Annotated in this window: 3 rRNA genes; all 3 read left to right on the forward strand. The window is 57.4% G+C overall.

The features are described 5' to 3' along the window. Positions 1-166: 166 nt before the first annotated feature. Positions 167-1,683 (forward strand): 16S ribosomal RNA (locus EAD89_RS28415). 378 nt (positions 1,684-2,061) lie between these two features. Then, positions 2,062-5,172 (forward strand): 23S ribosomal RNA (locus EAD89_RS28420). Between the two features lie 87 nt (positions 5,173-5,259). Further along, positions 5,260-5,376 (forward strand): 5S ribosomal RNA (gene rrf, locus EAD89_RS28425). Together the 16S, 23S and 5S rRNA genes form the textbook arrangement of a ribosomal RNA operon. The last annotated feature ends 6 nt before the right edge of the window (positions 5,377-5,382 follow it).

Raw genomic sequence — 5,382 nt, forward strand, 5'->3', positions numbered from 1 at the left:
GGTGGGGCTTTTGATCGGTGTGTGGTTGTTCTTTGAGAACTCAACAGGGTGCTTGATAAGCCAGTGCCAATTATGATTTATACCCCGGACTGGTCGGGCTTTATGTCTGGCTGGTTGGGATTCCTTTGGCAACATGTTTGTTGTCAGGATGCTGTTCGACAAGTTTTTGTTGGAGAGTTTGATCCTGGCTCAGGACGAACGCTGGCGGCGTGCTTAACACATGCAAGTCGAGCGGAAAGGCCCTTCGGGGTACTCGAGCGGCGAACGGGTGAGTAACACGTGAGCAACCTGCCCCAAGCTTTGGGATAACCCCGGGAAACCGGGGCTAATACCGGATATTACTTGGCCTTGCATGAGGTTGGGTGGAAAGTTTTTCGGCTTGGGATGGGCTCGCGGCCTATCAGCTTGTTGGTGGGGTAATGGCCTACCAAGGCGACGACGGGTAGCCGGCCTGAGAGGGCGACCGGCCACACTGGGACTGAGACACGGCCCAGACTCCTACGGGAGGCAGCAGTGGGGAATATTGCACAATGGGCGGAAGCCTGATGCAGCGACGCCGCGTGAGGGATGACGGCCTTCGGGTTGTAAACCTCTTTCAGCAGGGACGAAGCGTAAGTGACGGTACCTGCAGAAGAAGCACCGGCCAACTACGTGCCAGCAGCCGCGGTAAGACGTAGGGTGCGAGCGTTGTCCGGATTTATTGGGCGTAAAGAGCTCGTAGGCGGCTTGTCGCGTCGACTGTGAAAACCCGCAGCTCAACTGCGGGCCTGCAGTCGATACGGGCAGGCTAGAGTTCGGTAGGGGAGACTGGAATTCCTGGTGTAGCGGTGAAATGCGCAGATATCAGGAGGAACACCGATGGCGAAGGCAGGTCTCTGGGCCGATACTGACGCTGAGGAGCGAAAGCGTGGGGAGCGAACAGGATTAGATACCCTGGTAGTCCACGCTGTAAACGTTGGGCGCTAGGTGTGGGGGGCCTCTCCGGTTCCCTGTGCCGCAGCTAACGCATTAAGCGCCCCGCCTGGGGAGTACGGCCGCAAGGCTAAAACTCAAAGGAATTGACGGGGGCCCGCACAAGCGGCGGAGCATGCGGATTAATTCGATGCAACGCGAAGAACCTTACCTGGGTTTGACATGGCCGCAAAACTCGCAGAGATGTGAGGTCCTTCGGGGGCGGTCACAGGTGGTGCATGGCTGTCGTCAGCTCGTGTCGTGAGATGTTGGGTTAAGTCCCGCAACGAGCGCAACCCTCGTTCGATGTTGCCAGCGCGTTATGGCGGGGACTCATCGAAGACTGCCGGGGTCAACTCGGAGGAAGGTGGGGATGACGTCAAGTCATCATGCCCCTTATGTCCAGGGCTTCACGCATGCTACAATGGCCGGTACAATGGGCTGCGATACCGTGAGGTGGAGCGAATCCCAAAAAGCCGGTCTCAGTTCGGATCGGGGTCTGCAACTCGACCCCGTGAAGTCGGAGTCGCTAGTAATCGCAGATCAGCAACGCTGCGGTGAATACGTTCCCGGGCCTTGTACACACCGCCCGTCACGTCACGAAAGTCGGCAACACCCGAAGCCGGTGGCCCAACCCCTTGTGGGAGGGAGCCGTCGAAGGTGGGGCTGGCGATTGGGACGAAGTCGTAACAAGGTAGCCGTACCGGAAGGTGCGGCTGGATCACCTCCTTTCTAAGGAGCACCTTCACCTGAAAGGGTGCAAGGAGCCCGCGACCTGCGAATGTCGGGTCGGGGTGCTCAGATGGCGGAGACACTGGTGAGTTCGGCTCCGGCAACGGCCGGGGTTCTTCTAGTACAGCCACTTCGGTGGTGGGAACGAAGTCCCTGGTGCGGCTGGAGACGGATGCTAAGCACCCTGTTGGGTCCTGAAAGAACAACCCGTGGGTTGTTTCTTTCGGAGACTGGTCTGGCGCCCTGTGGGGCGTTGGGAGTCTGCCAGGCATGGCCTGGTCTCGCATACCGCCGGCGGTTGTCGGGTTTGGTGTGGGGCTTGTGGGTTGTGGGTTGGTCGTTTGTTGAGAATTGCACAGTGGACGCGAGCATCTTTGTGGTCAAGTTGTCAAGGGCGAACGGTGAATGCCTTGGCACCAGGAGCCGATGAAGGACGTGGGAGGCCGCGATAGGCCTGGGGGAGCTGTCAACCAAGCTGTGATCCCAGGGTGTCCGAATGGGGAAACCTGGCACCAGTCATGTGGTGTCACCCACACCTGAACACATAGGGTGTGTGGAGGGAACGCGGGGAAGTGAAACATCTCAGTACCCGTAGGAAGAGAAAACAATTTAGTGATTCCGTGAGTAGTGGCGAGCGAAAGCGGATTGAGGCTAAACCGGCTGCGTGTGATACCTGTCAGGGGTTGCGTGGTCGGGGTTGTGGGACCCCGCTGAGTGTACTGACATGCGCTCGAGGAGTTACAAAGTTAGTGGCTAGTCGAACAGTCTGGAATGGCTGACCGTAGACGGTGAAAGTCCGGTAGGTGAAAGTTGCTGACCTTCTGTGGGTGTTCCCGAGTAGCGGCGGACCCCTGAAATCTGCCGTGAATCTGCCAGGACCACCTGGTAAGCCTAAATACTTCCTGGTGACCGATAGCGGACGAGTACCGTGAGGGAATGGTGAAAAGTACCCCGGGAGGGGAGTGAAATAGTACCTGAAACCGTTCGCCTACAATCCGTCGGAGCCTTGCGGGGTGACGGCGTGCCTTTTGAAGAATGAGCCTGCGAGTTAGTGGCATGTGGCGAGGTTAACCCGTGTGGGGGAGCCGTAGCGAAAGCGAGTCTGAATAGGGCGATTCAGTCGCGTGTCCTAGACCCGAAGCGGAGTGATCTAGCCATGGGCAGGCTGAAGCGCGGGTAAGACCGCGTGGAGGGCCGAACCCACCAATGTTGAAAAATTGGGGGATGACCTGTGGTTAGGGGTGAAAGGCCAATCAAACTCCGTGATAGCTGGTTCTCCCCGAAATGCATTTAGGTGCAGCGTCGCGTGTTTCTTGCCGGAGGTAGAGCACTGGATGGTCTAGGGGGCCCACAAGCTTACCGAAATCAGCCAAACTCCGAATGCCGGTAAGTGAGAGCGCGGCAGTGAGACTGCGGGGGATAAGCTTCGTAGTCGAGAGGGAAACAGCCCAGATCACCAGCTAAGGCCCCTAAGCGTGTGCTAAGTGGAAAAGGATGTGGGGTCGCATAGACAACCAGGAGGTTGGCTTAGAAGCAGCCACCCTTTAAAGAGTGCGTAATAGCTCACTGGTCAAGTGGTTCCGCGCCGACAATGTAGCGGGGCTCAAGCACACCGCCGAAGCTGTGGCATTCACATTTTAACCTCGCTTGGACTTGATTCCTTGTGCAGGTGTGTGGATGGGTAGGGGAGCGTCGTGCCGCGAGTGAAGCAGCGGGGTGACCCAGTTGTGGACGCGGCACGAGTGAGAATGCAGGCATGAGTAGCGAAAGAAGGGTGAGAAACCCTTCCGCCGGATGACCAAGGGTTCCAGGGCCAGGCTAATCCGCCCTGGGTGAGTCGGGACCTAAGGCGAGGCCGAGAGGCGTAGTCGATGGACAACGGGTTGATATTCCCGTACCCGCGAAAGAGCGTCCCTGACGAACCTCGTTGTGCTAACCACCCGAACCGTCTGAGACCTTCGGGTTGATGGTGGGGAGCGTGGGAACCTGATGGGTAGTAGTCAAGCGATGGGGTGACGCAGGAAGGTAGCTGAGCCCGGCCGGTGGTTGTGCCGGGGTAAGCGTGTAGGCCGTGTTGTAGGCAAATCCGCAACACACATAGGCTGAGACGTGATGCCGAGCCGATTCAGGTGAAGTCAGTGATCCTATGCTGCCGAGAAAAGCCTCTAGCGAGTTCTTAGCGGCCCGTACCCCAAACCGACACAGGTGGTCAGGTAGAGAATACCGAGGCGATCGGGCGAACTGTGGTTAAGGAACTCGGCAAATTGCCCCCGTAACTTAGGGAGAAGGGGGGCCGGAGACGTGAAGCCCCGCGCGGGTGGAGCGTTGTATGGCCGCAGAGAGCAGGGGGAAGCGACTGTTTACTAAAAACACAGGTCCATGCGAAGAAGTAATTCGATGTATATGGACTGACGCCTGCCCGGTGCTGGAACGTTAAGGGGACCTGTTAGCTCTTCGGGGCGAAGCGGAGAACTTAAGCGCCAGTAAACGGCGGTGGTAACTATAACCATCCTAAGGTAGCGAAATTCCTTGTCGGGTAAGTTCCGACCTGCACGAATGGCGTAACGACTTCCCCACTGTCTCAACCACAGGCCCGGCGAAATTGCAGTACGAGTAAAGATGCTCGTTACGCGCGGCAGGACGGAAAGACCCCGGGACCTTTACTATAGCTTGACATTGGTACTCGAATTAGCTTGTGTAGGATAGGTGGGAGCCGGTGAAGTCCATACGCCAGTATGGGTGGAGGCAATCTTGAAATACCACTCTGGTTGATTTGGGTATCTAACTTCGGACCGTTATCCGGTTCAGGGACAGTGTCTGGTGGGTAGTTTAACTGGGGCGGTTGCCTCCTAAAAGGTAACGGAGGCGCCCAAAGGTTCCCTCAGCCTGGTTGGCAATCAGGTGTTGAGTGCAAGTACACAAGGGAGCTTGACTGTGAGACTGACAGGTCGAGCAGGGACGAAAGTCGGGACTAGTGATCCGGCACTTGCGAGTGGAAGCGGTGTCGCTCAACGGATAAAAGGTACCCCGGGGATAACAGGCTGATCTTCCCCAAGAGTCCATATCGACGGGATGGTTTGGCACCTCGATGTCGGCTCGTCGCATCCTGGGGCTGTAGCAGGTCCCAAGGGTTGGGCTGTTCGCCCATTAAAGCGGTACGCGAGCTGGGTTTAGAACGTCGTGAGACAGTTCGGTCCCTATCCGCCGTGCGCGTAGGATACTTGAGAAGGGCTGTCCCTAGTACGAGAGGACCGGGACGGACGAACCTCTGGTGTGCCAGTTGTCCTGCCAAGGGCACGGCTGGTTAGCTACGTTCGGAAGGGATAACCGCTGAAAGCATCTAAGCGGGAAGCCTGCTTCAAGATGAGGTATCCCACCCACCTTTGGTGGGGTAAGGCCCCCAGCTAGACGACTGGGTTGATAGGCCGGAAATGTAAGCCCGGTAACGGGTTCAGTTGACCGGTACTAATAGGCCGAGGACTTGACTACTAAGCTGCTACGCGTCCACTGTGCAACTCTCGATAAACGAACAACAGACCACGTTGTGTGTGGTGTTGTTTGACATGTCGATAGAGTTACGGCGGTCATGGCGGAGGGGAAACGCCCGGTCACATTCCGAACCCGGAAGCTAAGCCCTCCAGCGCCGATGGTACTGCACTCGTGAGGGTGTGGGAGAGTAGGACGCCGCCGGACAATCTT

Source organism: Micromonospora sp. BL4, assembly GCF_003667505.1.
In the GTDB taxonomy this organism is placed as follows: Bacteria; Actinomycetota; Actinomycetes; order Mycobacteriales; family Micromonosporaceae; genus Micromonospora.